Annotated in this window: 24 protein-coding genes and 1 other annotated feature; of the genes, 15 read left to right on the top strand and 9 right to left on the bottom strand. The window is 37.8% G+C overall.

Annotation, left to right across the window (positions count from 1 at the left end):
- Positions 1-46: 46 nt before the first annotated feature.
- The 6 genes from citG to HW423_RS00995 all read right to left on the bottom strand — a co-directional run bounded on the left by citG (position 47) and on the right by HW423_RS00995 (position 5,073).
- Positions 47-925 (bottom strand): triphosphoribosyl-dephospho-CoA synthase CitG, encoded by an 879-nt coding sequence (citG, locus tag HW423_RS00970; protein ID WP_235956193.1) that lies wholly within the window; start codon positions 923-925, stop codon positions 47-49.
- Positions 918-1,622 (bottom strand): GntR family transcriptional regulator, encoded by a 705-nt coding sequence (locus HW423_RS00975; RefSeq protein ID WP_218930089.1) that lies wholly within the window; start codon positions 1,620-1,622, stop codon positions 918-920. Before HW423_RS00975 ends, citG begins: the two co-directional genes overlap by 8 nt.
- 208 nt (positions 1,623-1,830) lie before the next feature.
- Positions 1,831-2,961 (bottom strand): sodium ion-translocating decarboxylase subunit beta, encoded by a 1,131-nt coding sequence (locus HW423_RS00980; protein ID WP_218930090.1) that lies wholly within the window; start codon positions 2,959-2,961, stop codon positions 1,831-1,833.
- 15 nt (positions 2,962-2,976) lie between these two features.
- Entirely contained in the window at positions 2,977-3,336 is a 360-nt protein-coding gene (locus HW423_RS00985) for a biotin/lipoyl-containing protein (RefSeq protein WP_218930091.1), read from the bottom strand.
- 16 nt (positions 3,337-3,352) lie between these two features.
- A complete protein-coding gene (locus HW423_RS00990; protein WP_218930092.1) occupies positions 3,353-3,649 on the bottom strand; it encodes an OadG family protein in 297 nt (98 codons plus the stop codon).
- A gap of 32 nt (positions 3,650-3,681) precedes the next feature.
- Positions 3,682-5,073, bottom strand: coding sequence for an oxaloacetate decarboxylase subunit alpha (locus tag HW423_RS00995; protein ID WP_218930093.1), 1,392 nt, complete (start codon positions 5,071-5,073; stop codon positions 3,682-3,684).
- Positions 5,074-5,519: 446 nt separating this feature from the next.
- Here HW423_RS00995 and citC point away from each other — a divergent pair, with 446 nt between their 5' ends.
- The 6 genes from citC to HW423_RS01025 all read left to right on the top strand — a co-directional run bounded on the left by citC (position 5,520) and on the right by HW423_RS01025 (position 11,239).
- On the top strand, positions 5,520-6,518 hold the full coding sequence (citC, locus tag HW423_RS01000; RefSeq protein ID WP_218930094.1) for a [citrate (pro-3S)-lyase] ligase: 999 nt from the start codon (positions 5,520-5,522) through the stop codon (positions 6,516-6,518).
- 16 nt (positions 6,519-6,534) lie between these two features.
- Positions 6,535-6,840 carry a citrate lyase acyl carrier protein gene (gene citD / locus HW423_RS01005; protein WP_218930095.1) on the top strand — a complete coding sequence of 102 codons (306 nt, stop codon included), beginning with the start codon at positions 6,535-6,537 and terminating at the stop codon, positions 6,838-6,840.
- On the top strand, positions 6,828-7,715 hold the full coding sequence (citE, locus tag HW423_RS01010) for a citrate (pro-3S)-lyase subunit beta (RefSeq protein WP_218930096.1): 888 nt from the start codon (positions 6,828-6,830) through the stop codon (positions 7,713-7,715). Before citD ends, citE begins: the two co-directional genes overlap by 13 nt.
- A gap of 2 nt (positions 7,716-7,717) precedes the next feature.
- A complete protein-coding gene (citF, locus tag HW423_RS01015; RefSeq protein WP_218930097.1) occupies positions 7,718-9,250 on the top strand; it encodes a citrate lyase subunit alpha in 1,533 nt (510 codons plus the stop codon).
- Positions 9,243-9,776, top strand: coding sequence for a citrate lyase holo-[acyl-carrier protein] synthase (citX, locus tag HW423_RS01020; RefSeq protein ID WP_218930174.1), 534 nt, complete (start codon positions 9,243-9,245; stop codon positions 9,774-9,776). The genes citF and citX overlap by 8 nt, the downstream gene beginning before the upstream one ends.
- 167 nt (positions 9,777-9,943) lie before the next feature.
- Positions 9,944-11,239: an SLC13 family permease gene (locus HW423_RS01025; protein ID WP_218930098.1), complete on the top strand. Its 1,296-nt coding sequence runs from the start codon at positions 9,944-9,946 to the stop codon at positions 11,237-11,239.
- Between the two features lie 399 nt (positions 11,240-11,638).
- On the opposite strand, the gene HW423_RS01030 is transcribed toward HW423_RS01025, so the two are convergent.
- The gene (locus tag HW423_RS01030; protein WP_218930099.1) at positions 11,639-12,811 is read right to left on the bottom strand and encodes an aminotransferase class I/II-fold pyridoxal phosphate-dependent enzyme; all 1,173 of its coding nucleotides are present in this window, start codon (positions 12,809-12,811) and stop codon (positions 11,639-11,641) included.
- Positions 12,812-13,031: 220 nt separating this feature from the next.
- Positions 13,032-13,290 (top strand) — a binding site (T-box leader).
- 45 nt (positions 13,291-13,335) lie between these two features.
- Here HW423_RS01030 and HW423_RS01035 point away from each other — a divergent pair.
- Positions 13,336-14,397 (top strand): methionine ABC transporter ATP-binding protein, encoded by a 1,062-nt coding sequence (locus HW423_RS01035; RefSeq protein WP_138403872.1) that lies wholly within the window; start codon positions 13,336-13,338, stop codon positions 14,395-14,397.
- 55 nt (positions 14,398-14,452) lie between these two features.
- Entirely contained in the window at positions 14,453-15,133 is a 681-nt protein-coding gene (locus HW423_RS01040) for a methionine ABC transporter permease (RefSeq protein ID WP_408014876.1), read from the top strand.
- 55 nt (positions 15,134-15,188) lie between these two features.
- Here the strand turns inward: HW423_RS01040 and HW423_RS01045 are convergent, their stop codons facing one another.
- Positions 15,189-15,908 (bottom strand): GntR family transcriptional regulator, encoded by a 720-nt coding sequence (locus tag HW423_RS01045; protein ID WP_218930101.1) that lies wholly within the window; start codon positions 15,906-15,908, stop codon positions 15,189-15,191.
- A gap of 151 nt (positions 15,909-16,059) precedes the next feature.
- Between HW423_RS01045 and HW423_RS01050 the strand changes: the two genes are divergently transcribed.
- The 5 genes from HW423_RS01050 (at position 16,060) to HW423_RS01070 (ending at position 21,977) form a co-directional block, all read left to right on the top strand.
- Entirely contained in the window at positions 16,060-17,508 is a 1,449-nt protein-coding gene (locus tag HW423_RS01050; RefSeq protein ID WP_218930102.1) for a 6-phospho-beta-glucosidase, read from the top strand.
- Positions 17,509-17,636: 128 nt separating this feature from the next.
- Positions 17,637-18,395, top strand: a complete 759-nt coding sequence (locus HW423_RS01055; RefSeq protein ID WP_218930103.1) for a sulfite exporter TauE/SafE family protein — start codon at positions 17,637-17,639, stop codon at positions 18,393-18,395.
- Positions 18,396-18,518: 123 nt separating this feature from the next.
- Positions 18,519-18,902 carry a GntR family transcriptional regulator gene (locus HW423_RS01060; RefSeq protein WP_218930104.1) on the top strand — a complete coding sequence of 128 codons (384 nt, stop codon included), beginning with the start codon at positions 18,519-18,521 and terminating at the stop codon, positions 18,900-18,902.
- On the top strand, positions 18,899-20,260 hold the full coding sequence (locus HW423_RS01065) for a DUF5808 domain-containing protein (protein ID WP_218930105.1): 1,362 nt from the start codon (positions 18,899-18,901) through the stop codon (positions 20,258-20,260). The genes HW423_RS01060 and HW423_RS01065 overlap by 4 nt, the downstream gene beginning before the upstream one ends.
- A gap of 220 nt (positions 20,261-20,480) precedes the next feature.
- Positions 20,481-21,977, top strand: coding sequence for a flavocytochrome c (locus HW423_RS01070; RefSeq protein WP_218930106.1), 1,497 nt, complete (start codon positions 20,481-20,483; stop codon positions 21,975-21,977).
- A gap of 82 nt (positions 21,978-22,059) precedes the next feature.
- Here HW423_RS01070 and HW423_RS01075 read toward each other — a convergent pair whose 3' ends face one another.
- Positions 22,060-22,713: a hypothetical protein gene (locus HW423_RS01075; RefSeq protein ID WP_218930107.1), complete on the bottom strand. Its 654-nt coding sequence runs from the start codon at positions 22,711-22,713 to the stop codon at positions 22,060-22,062.
- A 205-nt stretch (positions 22,714-22,918) separates the two neighbouring features.
- On the opposite strand from HW423_RS01075, the gene HW423_RS01080 reads away from it, so the two are divergent.
- Together HW423_RS01080 and HW423_RS01085 are read left to right on the top strand one after the other, a co-directional pair.
- A complete protein-coding gene (locus tag HW423_RS01080; RefSeq protein WP_218930108.1) occupies positions 22,919-23,368 on the top strand; it encodes a universal stress protein in 450 nt (149 codons plus the stop codon).
- 190 nt (positions 23,369-23,558) lie between these two features.
- Positions 23,559-24,200, top strand: a complete 642-nt coding sequence (locus HW423_RS01085) for a YczE/YyaS/YitT family protein (RefSeq protein WP_218930109.1) — start codon at positions 23,559-23,561, stop codon at positions 24,198-24,200.
- Positions 24,201-24,485: the final 285 nt, after the last annotated feature.

Raw genomic sequence — 24,485 nt, forward strand, 5'->3', positions numbered from 1 at the left:
TATTTTTGTTAGAAAATATAGCTCACTAAGGAAGAAGGGCGCTGTATTAAAACTCCGCTTGTTCTAATAGAGACAAGAAGATACCTAAAGCTAAAGCATCCGCCGCTCCACCAGGACTCAGATGTCGTTCAATCATCACTTGGTCATATTCGTGCAGCGCTTCTAGAAATTCGCTCGGCTCATTAGGATCATCAAACAAAGTAAGTGCTTCCATCTTAATGGTTTCCCAAGCTTCGAACCCACCCCGGTGAATAATATTGCCGTCTTCAATGTGTCCCATGATGAGTAGCAATGCTTTTAATAAATTATGTTCTAGTATTGGATCATCTAAACTTCGTAAATAAGGCATCAATATATCTTGTAAGATAGGGTAGCCGCTGACTGCCTCGCCGCGAATCCCCGTAATGCCATGTTCAATATACAATCTCTCGCCATGAGATAATTTTTCTCTTGTATGAACATCATCAAAATCTTTCAGTAAGATATCTTTGGTCATTAAACGAATCAATTGAAACGCCTCAGTTGTGTGAGAAGCTGACCAAGTCGACAACTGCTCACGCTCAATAATATAACCTACAGCTACAAGAAAAAGGGCGAATGAAAAGTTAGCACCTTTATGAGTATTAATACCATGCGTTGCTTCAAACATAGCGATTTCCGCATTAATTCCAATACGTCTTGATCCGTTAAATAATTCACTTAAATCTTCTGTTTGATGTAAGTTTCTTCCTAAGTCATAATACTGCTTAAAGAAGGGTTCAAAAGAAAGTACGCTATCAACAAACGTGTAAAAGTTCATATCTCGGTGCGAACCGTTATTGAAACGATCCACTAAACCTGGTTTAGGTGATAAAGAGACTTCATACATCAACGCTTTCGTTGCGAGACGGGGAATGCGATTATGGATTGAGTGTACATTATCCAATATTACGATTCTCCATATCTTCAATAATAAACTCCAATGAATGATCGAGATGCTCATGAATTAACATAGTCATCGCTTCAACGTCTTTATTTCGCATCCCTCTTAAGATTAAGAAGTGCTCTTCTAACGCAATTTTACTGCGTACTTCTGAACGAATGGATAATTCTCTAAAGTAAACGAGATAGGCCTGCAACTCATCAATAATTTTCGGTAGACGACGCATCTGTGACTTTTCATAAACATACGCATTAAACCCAGAGAAATTATTAATTAAATTATCAATGCGGTCATCAGATTCTTTTGTCTGAATGCTATCACCGCTTTGTAAATGCCGCTCAAGTTCATCGAATTCTTCCTCGGTCATCAGGTGCATAGCTTTAGTAAAGGCAAGTGTGTCGAGTGCTTTACGAATATCATAAATTTCATAAGCGTCTTTAATGCTAATCCCTCTAACAATCATCCCGATACCTGGAACATGTTCAACCAGTTCTTCTTTTAAAAGTTGTTCGAGCGCATAGCGAATTGGAGTTCGACTAATGTTCATTTCTTCTGAGAAAACCGATTCATTAATACGCTCACCTGCGGGAATTTCACCTAAGATAATGGTACGCTTAAATGCATGATAGACAGAAACTTTTAACGTTTGATTGGAATTGATATCTAAATTTGCCTTAACGGCTTCAACTGTAGAATCCATTGTATACCTCCTAAATTATTTATTATTCTTTTCAAAGAACAAAATATGTGATTAAACATTGCACTTGAATTGTATACTTATTTGAGTTGAAATTCAATAAGCTATGGTAATAGCTTCAATTCAACATACATATATAAAATATTAACAAAAAACGAAGGTATACTTCGTTAAAAGTATACCTTCGTTATAAACTCATTTGTTACATTGATTATCCAAAGAAGCTTAGTAAGATACCAGCTGCAACAGCTGATCCAATAACTCCAGCTACGTTTGGTCCCATTGCATGCATTAATAAGTAGTTATTAGGGTTTGCTTTAATCCCTTCAGATTGTGCAACACGCGCAGCCATTGGTACAGCAGAAACACCTGCAGAGCCAATTAATGGATTAATTTTACCATTTGTTATTTTGTACATCAGTTTACCCATAAGGACACCACTTGTCGTACCAATAACAAAGGCGAATAAACCTAAGAAAATGATTTTGATTGTATCAAGTGATAATAAAGTAGCAGCATCTGCGGAAGCACCTACTGAAACACCTAAAAGAATTGTAATGATATACATCATTGAGTTCTCTAAAGTTGTTGTGATTAAAGGTACAACTTTACTTTCACGAATTAAGTTTCCTAACATTAACATCCCAACTAATGATGCAGCTGAAGGAATTAGTAAACTTACGAATAAAGTAACAACGATTGGGAAAATGATTTTTTCCTTCTGTGATACTGGACGTGCTTGCTTCATAACAGTTGTTCTTTCTTTTTCAGTTGTTAACGCGCGCATAATTGGCGGTTGAATAATTGGAACAAGCGCCATATATGAGTAAGCAGCAATCGCAATTGTTGGTAAGATATGCTCAGCTAATTGAGAAGAAATATAGATAGCTGTTGGGCCATCTGCTCCCCCAATAATACCAATGGCAGCAGATTCGCTTGGCGTCATTCCTAAGGCTAAAGCACCGAAGAATGCAGCGAAAATACCGAATTGAGCAGCTCCCCCTAATAACAATGTTTTTGGATTCGCAATAAGCGGACCAAAGTCAGTTGAAGCTCCTAAACAGAGGAAGATCAGTGGTGGGAATATTCCGAGCCCGACCCCTTGATATAAGTAGTATAATAGTCCACCATTCTCAGTCGCAGTAGCAGGATCCATTAATCCAGTTAGAGGTAAGTTAGCAAGTAACATACCGAATCCAATTGGAATTAATAAATAGGGTTCATAGTTTTTAGAAACGGCTAAAAAGATTAAAACCAATGCCAACATAATGACGATGATTTCTTGTATAGTTAAACTTAAAAACCCGGAAGTTTGTATAAGTTCATTAATTGTGTCTAACATGTAAACGAATACCTCCTATATAGTCAGTAGTAATTGATCAGATTGTACACTGTCACCTTGACTGACACTAATTTCACCAACAACACCGTCAGCTGGTGCAACAATTTCGTTCTCCATCTTCATAGCTTCTAAGACGATTAATGTATCCCCTTGAGCAACTGTTTGACCTGGTGTGACAGCAACTTTTAAGATAGTTCCAGACATTGGTGCGTTAATTTCTGTTCCGCCTGATGCTGCAGCAGGTGCTGAAGCACTTTGTGTTTCTTGAGCAGCAGGAGCAGCTGTTTGACCCGTTGACATATCTGCATCAGCAGGTAATTCTTTTACCGATACGCGGTATACTTCATTATTAATTTCGATTTCGTATTTTTTCATGATTTATATCCTCCGATTATTTAATTCGTTTTGATTCTTGGATTTCTAACTTCTTGTTGGGCTCATCTTCTGACGCTAATGCTAAAGCAACTAATTCAGCAACTTGTTGATGTTTTTTGTTGGGTGCTAAGTTATTAGTGTTTACTGCAGGCTTTGGTTCAGCAGGTGCGGGTGTAGATTCTGTTTTTTCGCTTCCGTTAACAAACTTTGCAGTTAATTCTGTGATACCCCAAAGAGCTATAAGGACTACGAACACTGTAAGCATAGAAACGACTGTTAACATTAAACCGTCTATAATACTAATTGATTCCATCTAATTAAATTCCTCCTTCGTTCATCGACTTACTATTGACCGTAGCGGGCATGAATCTTAATTGTTTCTCCTGCGACTGGTTTAGGTTGATATTTTCTTTCTAGGTATTGCTGACCCACTTGTGGGAATAAAGCGTAAGTTAATACGTCTTCATCATTTTTACCTAGGTCGCCTAATTCAGCTTTAAGTTTTTCGAACTCTGGCTCTAAACGATCTGCTGGACGCGTTTCGATGACTTCTGCGTCACCGATAATTGAGCGACGGAATTCCTCATCCACTGGTGCAGGAGATTTACCATATAAGCCTTTTAAGTAGTCCTTAATTTCGTTAGGCACCATCTTGTAGCGTTCTCCAGCTAAGACGTTGAATACCGCTTGTGTTCCAACCATTTGACTCAAGGGTGTTACAAGTGGTGGGAAGCCCATGTCCTCACGAACAGAAGGAACTTCGTTAAGTACAGCATCGTATTTATCTAAAGCACCTGCTTGGCGGAGTTGTGAGTTTAAGTTCGATAACATACCACCAGGAACTTGGTAAATTAAAGCTTTAGGATCAGCGAACATCATTTTACTGTCTAATGTTCCGTCTGCTAAATATTTATCACGAATGCCTTTAAAGTAGTCCGCAATTTCTTCTAAAGTATCAATGTTTAAGTGTGTATTAATATTTAATTCTTCTAATGTTAATGCCATTGATTCAGTAGGTGGTTGACTTGTTCCTTCAGCTAATGGAGAAATCGCTGTATCAATAATATCAACGCCATTCTCAACAGCAGCTAAGTAAGTCATTTGTGACACACCACTTGTTGCGTGCGTGTGTAAGTTTAATGGAACATCAATCACAGCTTTAATCGCTGGAATTAATTCACGAGTAACAGCCGGAGTTAAGATACCAGCCATGTCTTTAATACAGATTGAGTCAGCACCCATATCGTTGTATTCTTTTGCTAGTTTTGTGTAATACTCAACGTTATGAACATCACTTGTTGTATATGCAATTGCTAATTGTGCATGTGCACCGTATTTCTTAACTGCTTCAAGTGAAGCGCGAACATTACGTGAATCGTTTAACGCATCGAAGATTCGGAAGATATCAATGCCGTTCTCAACAGCCTTTTGAATAAACTTATCAACAACATCATCAGCATAGTGACGGTAACCGATTAAGTTTTGACCTCTAAGTAACATCATCAATTTCGTATTCGGCGTACGTTTACGAATTTCGCGTAGTCGTTCCCATGGATCCTCATCTAAGAAACGAATCGCTGAGTCATAAGTTGCCCCCCCCCAACATTCAAGTGCGTAATATCCCGCCGAGTCCATTTTCTCAATAATTGGAAGCATATCTTCTGTCGACATGCGAGTTGCCATCAAACTTTGATGCGCATCTCTCAAGACGGTTTCATTAATACGTACTTCAACCATATATATATCAACCTTTCTCATAAGTTATATTTATCTTTATTGTAAGCGAAAACACCTCGGAATGAAATTCTTTTTTAGGAAAATACTGTTCTAATGGTGTTTTTTTGCGTATAAATTTTTGCATAAAATAAAAACAAGACTAAATATACCTCTAAAAAAACTTATATAAACGCCTAATTAAAACGGCTTCTTATAGAAGAAGTAAATTCAATGCAGCTGTTTTACAGGTTTGTTCTGTCATAATATTTACATCAGAATAACATTCTAATCGACTGATAACGTTAACATGTTAGGCAGAATAAGGATTAGAATTATAAAATACAGGGGAAAAACAACACGATTAATATAATTAATATATAATGAATAGTGGAATGAAGAAATAAATGATTTTCTTCATACAATATTGGTTTGGGGCAGGCAATAGAACTTTTAGTCAATAAAAAAGGATGATGATAGTGTATACAACGAAACGTTTATGGATTCATCGAAGCCAAAGTGCACGCAAAGATTGGGAAAACTTATTAGAAGCTTCCAACTTAAGCACTCAGGAACAGACCGATTATACAGTCGGGATTTATAAAGGTGATGATCTCGTTGCAACTGGTTCATATGCTGGCAACGTTATTAAATGTGTAGCCGTTCATTCAGACTATCGATCAGAAAACTTTCTGACGGATATTGTTGTCCATCTAATGGATCAACTAAGAAGTAATGGCTCAAATCATTATTTCGTCTATACATGTCCAAAGAATAGTGTTTACTTTAAATCACTAGGCTTTAATAAAATTGTAGAGACGTCGAATGTTACCTTCATGGAATTTGGTCATCCTAATTTTGAAGATTACTTATCTATGTTAAGTAATCATAAAAAAGAAGGAAACAATGGTGCAGTCGTTATGAACGCCAACCCGATTACTCATGGACACCTTCACTTAATTGAAGAAACAGCCAAACAAAGTGATTACGTGTATGTATTCGTTCTGTCTGAAGATCGTTCTGAATTTAATGATGAGGAGCGAATGATGTTGGTAAAACGTGCAACCGCTGACATGTCAAATGTCATTGTCTTACCAACGAATGATTACATGGTCTCTTCGGCAACATTCCCATCATACTTCTTGCGAGATCGTGCTCAAGAAAGTGTCGCACGAATTCAAGCGACGGTTGATGCTACGTTATTTAAAGAAAGAGTGGCTCCGATTCTTAATATCAAACACCGCCTCGTCGGTAAAGAGCCCTATTCACGCGTAACAGAGATTTATAACGAAAGTATGAGTGAAGTTTTTCAAGATGAATTGGAATTAGAAATTATTCCAAGACTAGAAGTAGAAGGTGAAGTGATTAGTGCAACGAAAGTACGTCAAGCACTTTCGGAAGGTCATCCGGAAAGCATTAAGAATTTAGTTCCAAGTACAACGTATGACTATATTCAAAACAAAAAATAAATTTGAGGTGAAAAAGATGGAAATTAAACAAAATGGTGTCGCAGGGACAGTAGAGTCTTCTGACATTATGGTCACTGTGGCTCAATCAGATAATGGTATCGTGATTGAACTAGAAAGTAGTGTAGAGAAACAATTCGGAGCACAAATCCGTAAAGTCATCAAAGAAACTTTAGAAAAACTTGGAGTGGAAAACGCAAAAGTAACGGCTGTTGACCAAGGTGCATTAGATTGTACCGTTCAAGCAAGAACAATTGCAGCTGTTTACCGCGCTGCTGATGAAACAACATTTAACTGGAAGGAGATTGCAACATGGAGCGTTTAAGAAGAACGATGATGTTTGTGCCTGGTGCTAACGCAGCGATGCTTAGAGATGCACCTTTATACGGCTCAGATGCAGTAATGTTTGATTTAGAAGATGCTGTATCATTGAACGAGAAAGATACTGCACGTATGTTAGTACATAATGCATTAAAAAATATTGACTATAGTAACGTTGAAACGGTTGTTCGTATTAACGATTTAAAAGCTGGTGGAGATCAGGATATCGAAGCATCAGTATTAGGTGGCGTGAACGTGATTCGTTTACCAAAAACTGAAAATGCACAAGAAATCAAAGACGTCGAAGCTGTTATCGAACGAGTTGAGAGAGAAAACGGCATCGAAGTGGGTACAACAAATATTATGGCTGCGATTGAATCAGCTACAGGTATTTTAAATGTACGTGAGATTGCTCACGCGTCAGACCGCTTAATCGGTATCGCTCTAGGAGCAGAAGACTACGTGACAAACATGAAGACTGAAAGAAGTGCCACTGGAGAAGAATTATTCTTCGCACGTAGCTTCATTCTACATGCAGCGAGAGATGCAGGTATTGCAGCTTTAGATACTGTTTATTCAGACGTAGATAACGAAGAAGGCTTCAGAAATGAAGTACAACGTATTAAACAATTAGGTTTCGATGGAAAATCAATTATCAACCCTCGTCAAATTCCAATTGTTCATGATGAATACACACCAACTCAAAAAGAAATTGACAATGCAAAAGAAATTATTTGGGCAATTCAAGAAGCTGAAGAAAAAGGTTCAGGGGTTATCTCTGTTAACGGAAAAATGGTTGATAAGCCAATCGTTGAACGTGCTGAGCGTGTGATTGCTTTAGCTAAAGCAGCGAATATCATTACAGAGGAGGAACTATAATTATGGTTAAGAATACAGTCGGTCGCGATATTCCACAACATATTGTTGATCAATACGGTGCTTATGGAGAAGAATCTAAATACAGCACACAATATGAAGAGACTATCCGTAAAATCAATCCTATTAAACTAGGTGATGACAAATTAGTAGATAGCTTACGTGAAGCGATTGAAAAAACAGGACTTAAAGACGGTATGACAATTTCTTTCCACCACCACTTCCGTGAAGGTGACTATGTACTAAACATGGTCATGGATGAGATTGCAGCAATGGGAATTAAAGATTTAACGATTGCACCAAGTTCAATTGCTAACGTTCATGAGCCATTAATCGAACACATTAAAAATGGTGTGGTCACAAACATTACATCAAGTGGTTTACGTGATAAAGTCGGAGCAGCAGTTTCTGACGGAATTATGGAAAACCCAGTTGTACTACGTTCTCATGGTGGACGTGCACAAGCAATTGCATCAGGCGAAATCAAAATTGACGTTGCCTTCATAGGTGCGCCAAGTTCAGATGCGTATGGAAATATAAATGGTACTAAAGGTAAAGCAATTTGTGGATCGTTAGGTTACGCGAAAGTGGATGCAAGATATGCAGACAACGTTGTAGCCATTACAGACTCATTAATGCCTTATCCAAATACACCAATCAGCATTCCTCAAACAGATGTTGACTATGTTGTTGAAGTTGATGCGATCGGAGATCCTTCAGGGATTGCTAAAGGGGCAACTCGATTCACGCAAAACCCTAAAGAATTAGTTATCGCAAAATACGCTAACCAAGTGATTACGAACTCACCATACTTTAAAGATAAATTCTCATTCCAAACAGGTACAGGTGGTGCATCATTAGCTGTATCGCGTTACTTGCGTGAAGATATGATTAAAGAGAATATCACAGCTAGTTTTGCATTAGGGGGTATTACAAATGCAATGGTGGAGCTACATGAAGAAGGTTTAGTAGATAAATTAATTGATGTTCAAGACTTCGATGCACCATCAGGAGAATCATTAGGACGTAATCCTGAGCATACGGAAATTGACGCGATTTTCTACGCTTCCCCATTATTTAAAGGGGCTGCGATCAACCAGCTGGATGTATGTATTTTATCGGCACTTGAAATCGATACAGAATTCAATGTTAACGTTGTTACTGGATCAGACGGAGTAATTCGTGGGGCAATTGGTGGTCACCCAGATACAGCATCAGCAAGTAAGATGTCATTAGTTATCTCACCGTTAGTTCGAGGAAGAATACCGACAGTTGTTGAGCAAGTTAACACAGTCATTACACCAGGATCAAGTGTTGACGTAGTTGTTACTGAAATTGGTATTGCCATTAATCCACAACGTCGAGATTTAGTAGAACACTTCAAGAACGTTGATATTCCACAATTTACAATTGAAGAATTAAAAGAGAAAGCTTACGCAATAGTAGGAACACCTCAACCAATTGAATATGGAGAGAAAGACGTTGCTTTAATTCAATACCGTGATGGTACGATGATCGACGTTGTTCGCAATGTATAAGGATGAAGTATTTAATGGCCCGGAAGTGAGTTTAATGGAGATGCTGGATGCGCGTGAAAAACGTGCATTCAGACAGACCCAGATTATAAATGAACATTCTCCGGGTTCATTATTATCTGTCACTTTGAATATACCAGGTAATATTAAAACATCTCTTTATCTAGTGGGTGTCTTTGAAGAAATGCTGACAGTGATAAAAACAAAGTTAGACGATGTGACGATTCGGTTTTCAGAAGTTTTGAACTTACCAACTGGGCCAGAAGCATATTTCTTTGTGGATATTGATAGTATTGAATTGAAAAAAAGAATGGTAGCACTTGAAGAAATGCATTCAAAAGGCCGTGTCTTTGATTTAGATGTCGTTAAATTAGAAGACGGAAAATTAAGCAGTTTGAAGCGTGAAGAGGTTGGAGTAGGAAAGCGTCAATGTTATATTTGCGACCGTCCAGCTAAAGAATGTGCTCGTTCTCGTAAACATTCAATTGAAGAATCACAAGAAGCAATCGCGAATATTCTTTTAGGATAAGCGATTTTCTATTGGGTTTTATGTGAAGTAATATACATGCAAAGAACAGTTAAAAGACAGTGCGCATATTGTTTAAATAGGATTACTATATTAGAATGTAACTGTAAACGGTTTCTGAGTGAGTGTTTGGGGGAAGTTTCACAAAATAATATATATAGGAGGAAAAAATGAATTTAGCAATAATAGGTTTTATACTCATAATCATATTGATGTTTGTCTTAATCGGAGAGAAAATGTCTCCACCGATGGCTTTCATCATTTTACCATTAATCGCAGCGGTAGTTTCTGGAGCAAGTATTGCGGATATAAGTTTATATGTTAACGATGGGTTAGCGTCTATCTTAAATACAGCAGTGCTGTTCTTATTCTCGATCTCGTTCTTTACATTAATGTCAGAACAGGGGTTATTCGACCCGTTAGTAGATTTTGTAATTAGTAAAGTTGGTAACAAAATTACTGCAATCTTTATCGCGGTTTTACTAGTTTCAACTGTAGCTCACTTGGATGGTAGTGGGGCTTCAACATACTTAATCGCCATTCCAGCTTTCAAACCAATCATGGATAAATTAGGGGTTAAACCGGTCGTGTTCTTAGGGACAGTGACTGGATTAATGGCAGCAATGAACATTATCCCATGGGGTGGACCAACAATTCGTGCAGCTTCTGTTGCAGGGGTAGAGGTTTCAGATCTTTATTCATTCATCTTACCAGCTGTTGTTGTAATGTTCTTATTAGCTATCATTAACGCTGTGATTAACTCGCGTCGTAAACGTGAAGGCTCAGTCGATGGTAATATAAATATTGTTGATTTAGCTGGAGATGTTACTTCAGAACCAAAAACAAGCAAAGGTCTTTATATCTATAACTTAGTTGTAACATTAATTATGTTAGCTTTATTATTCATTGATACTGGTTTACCAATGCACTTTATCTTCATGGTTGCCTACGCATTCGCAATCCTAGGTAACTTTAGATCAGTGAAAGAACAAGGTAAGAAGATCCAAGAATATGGTAATAACGCTATCGTTATGACGATGACATTATTCGCCGTAGGTATATTTATTGGTGTTATTGAAGGTTCTGGAATGGTTGAAGCAATGGCTACAACGATTATTAACGCATTACCAGAATTTATCGCACCACATACTCACTGGTTCTTAGCATTATTCTCAGTACCATTAATGATGGTTCTTGGTACAGATGCTTTCTACTTCGCATTACTCCCAATTGTAATCGGAATTGTAGAGCCGTTTGGAATTTCAGCATCGACAGTTGCTGCAACGTTCTTAATTACAGGTACTTATGGTACTTACATCAGTCCAACAGTTGCTGCCAACTACGTTGGGGTATCATTGGCTGGTACAACCATTGGTGAGCATATTAAAGCAAACTTACCAATTATGTGGGCAGCAAGTATCATTACATTAATAGCTGCAACACTCTTAGGTGTCGTTCAATTCTAGAACCATATAGCAACAGACCGTTTTCATTAACAATAAAAACACACAGTCCGCTGTGTGTTTTTTCTTTGCAGATTTTTAAAGATTCGGGTGCTAACTGGAAGAATAGGCGAGAATTGTTCCATTTAATCACTTTAACCAGAACAATAATAAAATATTCTTCCATCTAATCGGTTTAATCGGAACAATAAAAAAATATTCCTCCATTTAATCGGTTTAACCGGAAGAACAAATAAAAATTGTTCCATATAATCACTTTAACCATAAGAATAAATAAAAATAGTTCCATTTAATTGGTTTAACCGGAAGAATAAATAATAATTCTTCTACTTAACCACTGATTAACCAATACAAAGAACACCTCCAAGCATCACTTGGAGGTGTTGATAATTATCACTATACTTATTTAGGTTTGTTCTCTTCAACAAATGCTTCAATACGGTCAACGGCTGTTTCTAGGTTTTCTAGATTTGCAGCATAACTTAGACGGAAGTAGTTTTTACCAGCTTCACCGAATGCTTGACCAGGCACTAGACCAACTTTTGCTTCGTGAGCAACTTTAAGACAGAAGTCCATGTCGTCGCCTTCAAACCAATCTGGAATCTTGATGAATAGATAGAAGGCACCGTTCGGTGTTGAGACATCGAAGCCCATATCGCGGAATCGGCCCAATAAGTAATCACGACGGATCTTGTATTCTAAGCGCATTTCTTCAATGGCTGCGTCTCCTTCTTCTGAGTAAGCAGCAAGTCCAGCAAATTGTGCTTGCGTTGTTGGCGCATTGATTGCACCTTGATGAATAACAAAAATTTGTTTTAAGACATCTGCAGGCCCAGCCACAATTCCCATACGCCATCCAGTCATAGAATGCGATTTAGATGCACCATTGATTAAAATCGTGTGTTCTGGAAGATATTTGGCTACTGAGACGTGTTTGCCTTTGTAAGTTAACTCTGAATAGATTTCATCTGAAATCACCCAAATATCATGTTTTTTAACGACTTCAGCAAGGCCTTCGATTTGCTCAGCTGTATAAGTATGTCCTGTTGGGTTTGATGGGTGGTTCATTAGTAAGACTTTAATGTCTTTATCTTCAGTTAACACTTTGTCTAAGCGTTCTGGCGTTAAGATGAAGTCATCTTCTGTTACGTCTACCGGTACAAATTCCCCACCAGCTAAGTTTACTTGAGTTTTGTAAACTGCATAGTTCGGCGCAGCGGTAACAACTTTATCGCCAGGATTTAGTAATGTATATAATGAAACGAAGATCGCTTCAGTCGCACCCACGGTTACAATAATTTGATCTTCAGCACGGTAATCTAGGTCGTACTTACGTTTTAAATAACCGCTAATCGTTTCACGTAATTCAGCCAACCCTTTTGAATGGCTGTATCCGTTAAAACTTTTATCGATGGATTGAATTGCTGCATCTTTAATGAAACGTGGTGTTGGAAAATCTGGTTCACCTAAAGTTAATTTAATTAAGCCTTCGATACCTGAAATTTTATCATTAAAGGTACGAATCGGACTCGGTTTGATAGATTTTAACGTTTCTTTTGTATTCCTTTTTGTCATATATATTCCTCCTGAGTATTGCATTGTATAGAATAAACTCATCTGATTTTAATCTTAATATCAACATCATAATACCATAATTATTTAACTTTAGGAAGATTGAAGTGATAGTGTGCTTTTTAAGTATTGTAGTTTTTGCTGTTTTTGATTATGAGAAATACATAAAGTGCATTGACATTATTCTCATTTTTAGATATGCTTACACACAGATAAAAAAATACTAAACGCTATGAAATGGTAAGTAAGAAGTGACAACTTTCAAAGAGAGCTCGCAGATGGTGAAAGTGAGTAAAGAGATAGCTTGTGAACATGGCCATGGAGCGGTCATTCTGAAGGTAAGTAAGAATGAACGGAAACAACCGTTAACATCGTCGCAGTATAAATATTTTTTAGAGATTTGTACTGTATGAGGCTAAACTAGTAATGGTTTGGCGAATTAAGGTGGTACCACGAACTTTTTATGCACATTCGTCCTTTTTTAAAGAGATGAATGTGCTTTTTTGTATAGATAGGAGGATAAAAAATTGATTGAATTAAAAGATATCGATGTTATTTTTAGTAATGATGACAAAGTTGTCACGGCGGTTAAAGACGTGAATATTACAGTTGATCGCGGTGAAATATTCGGAATTGTTGGCTACAGTGGGGCAGGTAAAAGTACCTTAGTACGTACGATTAACTTACTACAGCCACCCACACAAGGAACGGTTACGGTAAATGGACAAGAAATGCAAAAATTAAGTAAGAAAGAATTACGTGGAGCGCGTAAAAAGATTGGAATGATTTTCCAACATTTTAACTTAATGGATTCGCGTACAATTTTTGATAATGTCGCTTTTCCGTTAAAAGGAAGTGGCTTAAGTAAAGATGAGGTCGCTCATAAAGTGGCTGAGTTATTAGATCTCGTTGGTTTAGAAGAGAAGACAGATAATTATCCAAGTCAATTATCTGGAGGTCAAAAACAACGTGTCGCGATTGCACGTGCCTTAGCGAATGATCCAGATGTACTGCTATGTGATGAGGCAACAAGTGCTTTGGATCCCAAGACAACATCGTCAATCCTAGATTTATTACGCAAATTAAATGAACAATTAGGTTTAACCATCGTGATTATTACACATGAGATGTCTGTAGTCAAAGACCTATGTCACCGCGTAGCTGTTATGGAAGACGGGCATGTATTAGAACAAGGTTCAATCGTTGATATGTTCACAAATCCTCAAAAATCATTGACAAAAGAATTTATTAATACAGCTACCCATTTTGATCAAGAAATCGGTTTAGTTCTCACGCATCCAATGATTCAAAACATTGATGAGAATGGTGAGATTATTCGCTTGAGTTACGTTGGAGATGAAACAACGAAACCAATCTTAAGTAACTTAGTACGCGAATTTGATGTAAACGTCAATATCCTTTATGGACATGTGGAAATTTTACAAAATACACCGATTGGGAATATGTTAATCGCAGTCGAAGGGACATCAGAGAATGTTGATAAAGTGATTGAGCATCTTGAAAATAGTGATGTCAGCACACAAAGATTTAATGATTTAGTAAAAGAATACGTGAAGAGGGAGGGATAACATGAGCGAATTAGTCTTAACAATTGGAAGTAGTTCGAAAGAAGTGTCGTCAGGTATTGTTACATTTTTAGAAACACATATTCCATATGCCTGGGAATTAAGAGAAGAATTTTTGGAAGCCATTTGGGAAACAGTTTATATGATGCTCGTATCTATTGGAATCGGTGGTTTAATCGGTTTGATACTAGGTATTGTTATGACAGTGACTGGTTTCAATGGGATTTTAGAGAATAAAGTCGTTTATAAGGTCTTAGATTCACTGGTGAATATTTTCCGATCAATTCCATTTATTATTTTACTGGCCTTATTAATAAATGTAACAAGAGCGATTGTTGGAACAACGATTGGACCAACAGCTGCAACAATTCCAATTATTGTAAGTACGATTCCATTCTTTGCTCGTCAAGTTGAGATTGCCTTATTAGAGGTTAATCCAGGGGTAGTTGAAGCTGCTGAAGCCATGGGATCATCAAGTTTTGATATTATTACGCGTGTTTATTTACGCGAAGGGCTAACAGCTTTATTACGTGTAAGTGCCTCAACAGTTATAAATGTCATCGGTTTAACAGCGATGGCCGGAACTGTTGGTGGGGGTGGATTAGGTACGATGGCTATTGCGAGAGGTTACCAACGTAGTCGTATGGACGTTATCCTAGTTGCAACTGTGTTGATCTTAATTATCGTTTTTATTACACAATTAATCTTTAACTTGTTAATCCGAAAGACTGAACATTAAATATAGTGAGAGCAGGCATCTTAGAATCAATGATTCTAAGATGCCTGCTCTTTTTTTAGTTCATTAAGTTGTAGTAGCTATTTCCTTGAATAAAGAACTGGGACTCTTCATAATGGTAGATGATTTTTGAATAATCAAATGGCACACCATTAGCCAAATAAAAGATCGATTCGACTTGAATACCTGGGTCGCCTTCTTGTAGTTCTAAGTAAACGGCATTTTGTTGGTTTAACTTACCAACTCTGAGGTAATGGTCTAAGAAACTGATTTGCAGTTTTAGATTGTTCGTTAAGTAATTAAAGACGGAATCTTCTGCGATTTGTTCATTCAAATACATGACGATATTTTTATCAAAGTAAGATTCTTCAATACAAAAGATGCGTCCCTCGATATAACGGAGTCGCTTCAAGTAATAAACTGGTTGGTCAGCGTCGATGTGTAGATGTTCCTGAACGGTTTCAGACGGGATGACTTCTTTTAGTTCTAAAACTTTTGATGTGAGGTCAAATTCGCGTAGCATACTGTTGAAACCTTCAATTTCCATCATATTAATATACCCTTTTTGGCGACGACCGCGCACAAAAATCCCGCTACCTCGTACTTGGTAAATCAGACCATGACTTTGTAACTCATCTAAAGCCTTAATGACTGTATTCTTGCTAACTTCGAATTGAGTCACAAGTTCATCTAAGCTTGGTAACTTGTCACCTTGACGAAGATCTTTATCTTCAATCAAGTTCATTATTTCTTTGGCTATATATTCGTATTTAAGCATGTTATTAGTCCTTTACTTAGTTTGTTTGTCCTCATTAATATACCATAGAAGCTTTAGCTTGACAAAATGTACGGGTATAATTAATATTATGCCTATACTATTCAAAATTTTAAGAATATGAAGATTGACAAAGAATGAGGAGGATATATTTATGAGTAAATTACCAAAAGATTTCTTATGGGGCGGGGCAGTAGCTGCCCATCAATTAGAGGGTGGCTGGAATGCAGGTGGTAAAGGGCCGAGCGTTGCGGATATAATGACCGTAGGTGCCATTGGACAACCTCGTGAAATTACAGAAACCGTTGAAGCCGGTAAATACTATCCAAACCACGAAGCGATTGATTTCTATCATCGTTATAAAGAAGATGTGGCGTTATTCGCTGAGATGGGCTTAAAAGCGTTCCGTACGTCTATTAACTGGACGCGTATTTTTCCAAAAGGTGACGAAGCAGAACCGAATGAAGAAGGTCTACAATTTTATGATGATCTTTTCGATGAGTTATTAAAGCATGATATCGAACCGGTGATTACCTTAACTCACTTTGAAATGCCGCTGCATTTGACTCATGAATATGGGGGATTTAGAAACCGTAAAGTCATTGATTTCTTTGTGAAATTCGCTGAAGTTGTATTTAACCGTTATAAAGATAAAGTAAAATATTGGATGACTTTCAATGAAATTAATAACATGATGGATTATACTAATCCAATCTTCTTATGGACGAACGTCGGGGTTCAAGTTAAAGAAGGCGAGAATCCTAAAGAAGTCATGTATACAACTGCGCATAATGTTCTTTTAGCAAGTGCAAAAGCTGTTGCGATTGGTAAAGAAATTAATCCGGATTTCGAAATTGGCGCAATGGTTTCTCATATTCCAATCTATCCAATCAATTCAGACCCTAAAAACGTGATGCTTGCTGAAGAATCAATGCGCCTACGTTACTTCTTCCCAGATGTTCAAGTAAATGGTTACTATCCAAATTATGCTCTAAAAGAATTCGAACGTGAAGGCCTGAATATTCAAATGAAAGACGGCGACGTAGATATTTTAGCTAATGGAACCGTTGATTATCTAGGGTTCAGTTACTACATGTCGAATGCGGTTGATATTAATAGCGGGCAAGGTGAAGATGAGGAAGCAAACGTTCATGGTAAGATTCCTTATCAAGTAGACAATCCGTACTTATCAGCGAGTGATTGGGGCTGGACTATTGACCCTATTGGTTTACGATATGTATTAAATCGCTTGTGGGATCGTTATCAAGTTCCTTTATTCATCGTTGAAAATGGTTTTGGAGCTGTAGACACGGTTGAAGAAGACGGCAGCATCCATGACCCAGAACGTATTAACTACTTAAAAGGCCATATCGAAGAGTTAATTAAAGCAGTCGATTATGATGGAGTGGAATTAATGGGTTACACTCCTTGGGGAATTATTGACTTAGTTTCATTCACTACCGGTGAAATGAAAAAACGTTACGGAATGATTTATGTTGACCGTGATAACGAAGGGAATGGAACTCTCGACCGTTCGAAAAAAGATTCATTTGAGTGGTACAAAAAAGTTATCGCAACAAATGGTGAAGATTTAGAAGCTTAATTTAAGAAGGCTCGAACATGGGGGGTGTTCGGGCTTTTTGTTGTCTAAATGCCCCTTTCCTTAATAGACGCCCCCTTTAGTCTATGCTACACTCAAAGAGTTGAAATTTAAGTGAAAGAGGTTATTTGATGGATTATACTCTAATTTTAATGGTTGTTGGAGCGGTCTTTTTAGGCTCACTCATGCGTGCAACCTTTGGTTTTGGGGACTCAGTTGTAAGTATGCCATTATTAGAGCTACTACCGTTTCCATTTTCCGTATCGGTGTCATTAATTGGTCTGACTGGGATGACAACTGCATTGATGTCAATTCAAAGAGGTTGGAAAGATATAGATCCAGTCGTGATTAAGAAATTAACACTCGCAACGATTATCGGGATTCCGGTTGGACTGATCCTAGTTCGCTTTGCAGAACAGTCAGTGATTAACTTGATTTTAGGGAGTATCTTAGTGATTTATTCACTGTATTCACTCACGGTCTCACCCGCGCGTCGAGAATACTTACAAGCAAAATTTGAAAATCCAAATTACTCTTATCCATTCGGATTTCTAGGCGGTATGTTAGGGAGTGCCTATAATATGAACGGTATTCCAGTGGTACTTTATGCTGCGGCCCGTGATTGGACGCCACGTCAGTTTCTAGGAACAGTTCAATCTCATTTCTTGATCTCGAGCGTATTTGTTATTTCCGGTCATGCCTTAAGTGGCTTTTGGAATTGGGATGTGGCTATTTACTTCGCCTTTTCAGTTCCAGTCGTTGCTTTAGCCATGTATATCGGAAGAGAAATTTACAACAAAATAGACACTGACAAATTTAGAACTTATATTTTTATTATGATTCTAATTCTAGGTGCAGTTAATATTGGTAATTTTATTCAAGCGGTGTAAGCAATGAGATGGAGCGTTTTTAACTAAACGGTCTATTTTTTATCGTGATTTGTGTATATGGTGTATTATATGATATAATACAACTAATGAAGATAGAAAGAAGTGAATCGAAGGGGTGAGAACATGTTAATGGAGATAGATTTATCAGCGGAAACACCGATATACCAACAAATTCGCGATCAAGTTGTGTTAGGAGTCGGCCGCGGTGATTTAAAATACGGAGAAAATTTACCAAGCGCAAGGCAACTGGCTCAAGATTTGGGCGTCAATCCAATGACGGTGAACAAGGCTTATCAAACCTTGAAGAGGGAAGGTATTATTGTAGTGGACCGTCGGGTTGGAACAAAAGTGCGAGAGAATCCAGACGATATGATTGAAAGTGAGTATTTAAACCGACTGGAAGTGACTTTGGCAGAAGGCTTAGCCAAGACGGAAGATAATCAAGCTTTTAAAGAAAAAGTCGTGTCGATGGTAGAAAATTTAATTGAAGGGAGAGAGAATCAATGATTTTAATGACGATTATTCTAATCCTAGTCTTTGTAATGATGATGAATTACGCCGTCAGTTACCAAAATTTCAACATATTTGGCCTGTCTTTTGCGCCAGAACATGCTGAAACAGATGAAGTTAAGACATTACAACGCCAGTTTAGAGTGACTCAACTAATTATAGGAGCCGTCTTTATTGGCTTGTCATTCTTGGTGAGTTTGGATCTATTCCAAGGGTTGCGAGATTTTATGTGGATACTCATATTATTTAGTTATTTTGTCTTATCTTATGTGCCAGTATCAATTTGGCAAAGAAAATTCATGGTCTTAAAGCAGGAAAAGGGTTGGATATATGAAACACAAAAACGCGTGGTCGATATCAGTGTGACCCGAGAAAAAGGAAAAGCAGCGCCTAGCAAGAAATGGGCATGGCTCATTTGGTTACTGAGTTGGGTGCCAGTAATCATGGCATGGGTCGCTCAAAGTTCAGGAAGTTTCCTTCTGCCTTTAATCCTTGTACCGCTAACGCTCATCGTGATACCCTTGTCTTATGATATGGTGATTAGCAGTAAGACGCCGTTTGTGTCCAAAGATAGTGAAGTGACCCAAGCTTACATGCGTCATTTTGAAAGAAATAATGCGGTGAGCTACTTGGAGATGAGTTTAATGGTCAATATCTTCTTTATTGCTTTCACAGCACTCATTCTCTTTAATCCATCGGATCTGTGGCTAATCCTATTATTGGGTGTGTTCTTACTAGCCATTGTTGCTTTAATGGCCCGAACAACTCAGAAAAATAAAGACCTCCAAGCAAAATTCTTTGATCAAGCGGAGTGGCAAATGCCTGAAGAAGAAGGCCAGTATAAATGGGGTGCCTACTATAATCCAAATGATTTCAGATTATTCGTCCCTAAACGTATATCCGGAATGGGTACGACAATTAATGTCGCTCATCCATCTGGAAAGGTCATCATGGCGATCCTCGGAATCTTAGTCGTCGGTATTATTGGGCTCGTTCTGATGATGAGTCTGTCAGAATATGATGTTTCAATCCAAGCAGATACGGTTGCCGTCGAAGCACCGATGTACGGACTTGAAGTGGCCTATGACCAAATCGAATCGATTGAATTAAATGAAGGTCCGTTAGAAGGCTCACGCACAAATGGTTTTGGTGGAATGGAGAAACGCTTTGGTCATTTTAACTTAGAGGGTTACGGACCAGTAGAACTCTTCATCTATGACAGTCATCCTTACCATATCGATATTCAGTTAAGTGGTGGGGAGTCACCAGGGTGGTTGATCTTTAACCAAACGACGCAAGCAGAGACTGAAGCCGTGTATCAAGCATTAGTAGAACAATGGGAAATGAATCAGTAGTAAAACGAACCAAGCACTTAAAGGTGTTTGGTTTATTTTTTTAGATGTGTTTAATGCGCATTCGAATTGAAAAGGACTGCAGATTTAATCAAAAAAATACACATTAGGACGTAAAACCGAAATATTCCGGCATAAGTTATAAATTTTATTTATTCAACAGATTGAAATGACTTTCATTAATATGTATAATATGTGTATTAAATCACAAAGGGGTTAAAGTATGAAGTTCGTTTGTAAGATAATGAAGTCAGTATTGATTATGTGTTTAGTATTAAGCAGTATAGTAGGTAGTTTGAACGTTAGTGCACAAGATAGCGAAACAGATGCAGAAACTGGAGCATCGGAAGTCACAGCAGACTTTACACACCCAGATGATTTAGCAGAATCATATGATGTCATAGTTATTGGTGCTGGTGGAGGAGGAATGGCTGCAGCAATTGCTGCCAAAGATGCTGGATCAAATGTGGCCATATTCGAAAAAATGCCAATATTAGGTGGAAATACTCTGAAATCATCAGCTGGAATGAATGCATCTGAATCTAAGTTCCAAGAAGCTGAAGGTATAGAAGATTCAAATGAATTGTTTTTTGAAGAGACAATGGCAGGCGGACACGATACAAACGATGAAGAGTTAGTTCATTATTTAGTAGATAATTCTGCTTCAGCAATAGAGTGGTTAGACTCTATGGGTATCACTTTAAGTAGTATTACCACTACAGGTGGTATGAGTGTACCAAGAGCTCATCGTCCTGAAGCTGGATCAGCAATTGGAGGATATCTAGTGGACGGCTTACAACGAAATGTATTTGAACGTGAAATTCCAACTTTCGTAAATGCCAATGTCACTGAAATACTAGAAGAAGACGGAGTAGTCACTGGTGTCCAAGTTAATATTGAAGGTAATGAACATCAAGTGAATGCAAAAGCTGTAATTATTGCAACGGGTGGTTTTGGCGGTAACTTAGAAATGGTTACAGATAATAATCCGGATTTAGAAGGATTTGTTACGACAAATCACGAAGGAGCGACCGGAGATGGCTTAGTAATGGCCCAAGAAGTTGGAGCTCAGTTAGTAGATATGGATCAAATACAAATTCACCCAACAGTTGAGCAAGAGACATCATATTTAATTACTGAAGCTGTACGAGGTGAAGGTGCTATTTTGGTTAATAAAGAGGGCGAGAGATTTTTTAATGAATTAGATACACGTGATGCAGTGTCACAAGCAATCTTATCTCAAACAGATTCATCTGCTTACGTAATTTTCGACCAAGCACTAAGAGGGCGAGTGAAAGCCATAGATCAGTATGAAAAAATGGGCTTGGTTAAAGTTGGAGATACTATTGAGGAATTAGCTACTACTATAGAATTGGATCCAGAAGTATTGAGTCAAACTCTATCGATTTGGAATGATAGTGTAGCAAACGGAACTGATGACAACTTTGCAAGAACAACGGGTATGGAGATTGCATTAGAAGAAGCGCCTTTTTACGCAATAAAAATTGCGCCAGGAATTCACCATACAATGGGCGGGTTAAAAATTAACACAAACGCTCAAGTATTAAACGAAGCTGATGAAGCAATTACTGGTTTATATGCAGCTGGTGAAGCAAGTGGTGGTGTTCACGGATCAAATCGCATTGGCGGAAATGCTATAGCTGATATAATTATCTTTGGTCGCCAAGCAGGAGAGCAGAGTGCGTTATTTGTAAACTAAAATCCAATCTATAAAACTTAACAAGGGGCTGACAATGATTAACTGTCAGCCCCCTTGTTTATTTGCAATTGACTCATACAAATTATTCAGTTGGTACTTCCCCATATTCACTCAATGCAGTGGTAATAGCATTTCCTTCGTCATCAAAGATATATTCAGAAGCGATTTCACCAATTTCAGGGGCGTAGTAGTATCGTTGCACTTCACCTTCTGGCATAACCGATTCAATCACTAAGACATCATGATACATTTCACCCTCAACTTCATGTTCAGCGAGAATATCCGTGACTGTATACTCTTGCTCATCGCGGTAACCTCTTGTGAATGTGTCTCCAACTGCTAACTCAGCTGGGAAGAATGCCGCGACTTGCTCATCTAGGGAGTCTTCGTGATAACGGAAGTCTTCACCTTCGTATGAGTTTGGATAGTAAGCTAATTCGATAACACCATCCTCAGTCAACTGATAGACATAAGAGACTGTATTACCAGCAGTGGCATGACTTACTTGGTAAATCCCGTCTTCATCAGGTTCATGATCTAAAGTTAAGGTAAAAGGCGCAAATTCCATGCCTACTCCTATGTGATCATAATAGGGATAGAACAAACCAGGTGCGTAGTTGCTAGTATCAACACTTTCAGTTGCTTCTTCAGCGGTTACTGCAGAGCGAAAGCCGGCAAATAGTACCGCAGCGAATAGAATGGACGCTAGAATACGTTTGAGTGCGTTGTTTTCCATATTTGAATCCCTCTTTCTAAAATGCGCTCGAATTTGAAATTGCCACAATTCTTTGACACATCTCTCCTCCTTTTAACTAAATTCTACTATAAACAAGTCACTATCTAAAATAATATCCATTTTATAGAAATATTAACCCTCTCTAAAGTAAGCGCATTCATTATGTGTTATAATAAATATATAAGACATACAGGAGGTGTGTAAAATGTTACAAGAGTATCAACGCATATTAGTTGCGACAGATGGATCTGAAGGCGCTGAGTTGGCTTTGAATAAAGCCGTAGCAATTGCAGAACGGAATAATGCCAAACTATTTATTTTACATGTATTAGATACACGAGCAATCCAAGCAACATCAAATTCAGATATTCATTTTAGGGATGCATTAAGAGACCTAGGCAACCGGGTGATGAGTGATGCGAAGGATTTAGCGATAGAGCGTGGCTTAACAGATGTTGAGACAATCCTTGAGATGGGATCTCCAAAATATGTCATTGCTGAAGATATTCCAAAACGCGAGAATATTGATTTAATTGTTATGGGTGCGAGAGGTATGGGTGCTGTAGAAAGATTCTTTATGGGATCTGTATCGGAAAATGTTATTCGTCATGCATCGTGTGACGTATTAGTAGTAAGACCAAAAGAGCGCGAATAAATTGACCCATGTTATTGAGAAAGGATTTAAACAGTGTATTTAAATAGTCAATAATGCCTACTAGATCAGAAGATTTAGTAGACATTTTTTTGAAATGTAATAGCGCTTATAATCGAATCAGTTGCATATTTACCTCCAATTGTATTAACCTTAAAGAACAGATATAAAACTAAATTTTAAGGAGCTATATATGTTTTCAATAAATGGGAAAGAATTTATATGGAAGGCGTTAATGTCTTTAATTGGTATTACCCTCATCAGTTTTGGGGCTGCATTGAGCCAAACAATGAATATGGGCTTGGATCCATTCACTGCGATTAACACAGGTGCGAGTGAGTTACTTGGCTTTACTTTGGGGAATTATCAGTTATTTGTCAATGCTGCGATTTTGGCAATTATTTTGTTTTTTGACCGGAAGATTATTGGCTGGGGGACGATTTTTAACTTAGTGCTTGTTGGTTACATGATTGAATTCTTTATCAGCATGTTAGAGTCATTCATAGACCCAACTCAATTAGCCTTTATCGTTCAGCTTTTAATTACAGTTGTCGCAATTTTAATCTTTACTTTCGGTGTCGCGTTATATATGGACGCTGATCTTGGGGTATCACCCTATGATGCGATTGCGCCAGTCATCACGGACCGCGTTTCAGCGAGTTACAAAACTGTCAGAATGATTCAAGATATTGTTGTTGTAATAACTGCTTGGATTCTTGGGGGTCCAGTTGGCGTTTCAACCTTCATCACTGGTTTCATGGCTGGTCCGTTGATTGATTTCTTTTCAAACCGTTTCACAAGTAAACTATCCGATAAAGTCGAAGAAAAAGCATAAAAATAAGACGCCTACCTCAGGCGTCTTTTACTTTTAAGAAAATATATCATCAGCAATTTCTGACTCAACGTGAACCATTGTATTCATCTATGATGATTCACTCATTGGAATTGGATGACCGGCTTCATGTAAAGCATCGGTGAATAGATTGTAATAGCTTCCCTCGACATCAATCGCATCATCAGGGTCATTAACCCAAATTCGTACTCATTCACTACGCCCTGCAAAGCCAATTTTATTCTGTTTCCCTTACATTCATTTTTAAGTCAACTTTAATAGGCATTT

It is taken from the genome of Ruoffia halotolerans (assembly GCF_014049385.1).
In the GTDB taxonomy this organism is placed as follows: domain Bacteria; phylum Bacillota; class Bacilli; order Lactobacillales; family Aerococcaceae; genus Ruoffia; species Ruoffia halotolerans.

Coding starts and splice junctions, on each gene's coding strand:
- citC (WP_218930094.1), top strand. CDS start 5,520: ATGATGATAGTGTATACAACGAAACGTTTATGGATTCATCGAAGCCAA.
- HW423_RS01075 (WP_218930107.1), bottom strand. CDS start 22,713: ATGGAAAACAACGCACTCAAACGTATTCTAGCGTCCATTCTATTCGCT.
- citX (WP_218930174.1), top strand. CDS start 9,243: ATGTATAAGGATGAAGTATTTAATGGCCCGGAAGTGAGTTTAATGGAG.
- citF (WP_218930097.1), top strand. CDS start 7,718: ATGGTTAAGAATACAGTCGGTCGCGATATTCCACAACATATTGTTGAT.
- HW423_RS01060 (WP_218930104.1), top strand. CDS start 18,519: ATGTTAATGGAGATAGATTTATCAGCGGAAACACCGATATACCAACAA.
- citD (WP_218930095.1), top strand. CDS start 6,535: ATGGAAATTAAACAAAATGGTGTCGCAGGGACAGTAGAGTCTTCTGAC.
- HW423_RS01045 (WP_218930101.1), bottom strand. CDS start 15,908: ATGCTTAAATACGAATATATAGCCAAAGAAATAATGAACTTGATTGAA.
- HW423_RS00995 (WP_218930093.1), bottom strand. CDS start 5,073: ATGGTTGAAGTACGTATTAATGAAACCGTCTTGAGAGATGCGCATCAA.
- HW423_RS01030 (WP_218930099.1), bottom strand. CDS start 12,811: ATGACAAAAAGGAATACAAAAGAAACGTTAAAATCTATCAAACCGAGT.
- HW423_RS00975 (WP_218930089.1), bottom strand. CDS start 1,622: ATGGATTCTACAGTTGAAGCCGTTAAGGCAAATTTAGATATCAATTCC.
- HW423_RS01080 (WP_218930108.1), top strand. CDS start 22,919: ATGTTACAAGAGTATCAACGCATATTAGTTGCGACAGATGGATCTGAA.
- HW423_RS01055 (WP_218930103.1), top strand. CDS start 17,637: ATGGATTATACTCTAATTTTAATGGTTGTTGGAGCGGTCTTTTTAGGC.
- HW423_RS01065 (WP_218930105.1), top strand. CDS start 18,899: ATGATTTTAATGACGATTATTCTAATCCTAGTCTTTGTAATGATGATG.
- citE (WP_218930096.1), top strand. CDS start 6,828: ATGGAGCGTTTAAGAAGAACGATGATGTTTGTGCCTGGTGCTAACGCA.
- HW423_RS00990 (WP_218930092.1), bottom strand. CDS start 3,649: ATGGAATCAATTAGTATTATAGACGGTTTAATGTTAACAGTCGTTTCT.
- HW423_RS00985 (WP_218930091.1), bottom strand. CDS start 3,336: ATGAAAAAATACGAAATCGAAATTAATAATGAAGTATACCGCGTATCG.
- HW423_RS01070 (WP_218930106.1), top strand. CDS start 20,481: ATGAAGTTCGTTTGTAAGATAATGAAGTCAGTATTGATTATGTGTTTA.
- HW423_RS01085 (WP_218930109.1), top strand. CDS start 23,559: ATGTTTTCAATAAATGGGAAAGAATTTATATGGAAGGCGTTAATGTCT.
- HW423_RS01050 (WP_218930102.1), top strand. CDS start 16,060: ATGAGTAAATTACCAAAAGATTTCTTATGGGGCGGGGCAGTAGCTGCC.
- HW423_RS00980 (WP_218930090.1), bottom strand. CDS start 2,961: ATGTTAGACACAATTAATGAACTTATACAAACTTCCGGGTTTTTAAGT.
- HW423_RS01025 (WP_218930098.1), top strand. CDS start 9,944: ATGAATTTAGCAATAATAGGTTTTATACTCATAATCATATTGATGTTT.